Source organism: Mitsuaria sp. TWR114, assembly GCF_007997345.1.
In genome coordinates, this window is record NZ_VOSR01000199.1 from 1 (window position 1) to 591 (window position 591).

The 591-nt window shown below is 69.2% G+C and carries 2 protein-coding genes; both read right to left on the minus strand.

Going from position 1 to position 591, the window contains the following annotated elements:
- Positions 1–92: Flp family type IVb pilin (locus tag FUT87_RS09225; protein WP_147240841.1), on the minus strand; the 92-nt coding region annotated here is incomplete at its 3' end.
- A gap of 92 nt (positions 93–184) precedes the next feature.
- On the minus strand, positions 185–382 hold the full coding sequence (locus FUT87_RS09230) for a Flp family type IVb pilin (protein ID WP_091733084.1): 198 nt from the start codon (positions 380–382) through the stop codon (positions 185–187).
- Positions 383–591 lie beyond the last annotated feature (209 nt).

Consider the following 591-nt stretch of genomic DNA (forward strand, 5'->3'; position numbering starts at 1 on the left):
ACCGCGATCAGCGCGGCGATCAGGCCGTACTCGATCGCGGTGACGGCCTCGTCGTCGCGGGCCAGGGCATCCAGGCGGTGCAGCAGGTTCATGGTGGTTCTCCTCGGGGGTGGAGGTCAGGGGCGGTGGTGGTCGATCGCGAGGGGCGCGGCCGGCATGGGCCGGCGCGGCCGCGCCGTCGCGGTCACAGCGCGGTGGTCAGCGCGGTCGAGATGGCGGTGAACACGGCCGCGAGCTTGGAGCCGACGATCGTGACCGACGCGATGATGAAGACGGCGATCAAGGCCGCGATCAGGCCGTACTCGATCGCGGTGACGGCCTCGTCGTCCTGGCCGAACTGCTTCAGGGCGCGGGTGGCCTTGGCGATGGGGAGGAGTTGCATGATGAAGTTCCTTCAAGTGGGGAGGAAAGGAGATCCATCGGGGTCGGATCCATACCCTGCCGGCCTGTTGGGGGAGGACGCCGGCCGGCGAGGCGCGTCTTCGTTCCTGTGCGTGTTCATGTCAGAGCGCGGCCACCACGGCCGACGACCAGTACTGGTACAGCGCCGTCAGCGACGAGCCGGTCAGCGTCAGCGCGCCCAGGATGGCC

What these genes read in the sequence shown, in the direction of transcription:
- FUT87_RS09230 (WP_091733084.1), bottom strand. Translation starts at nt 382, where the DNA reads ATGCAACTCCTCCCCATCGCCAAGGCCACCCGCGCCCTGAAGCAGTTC.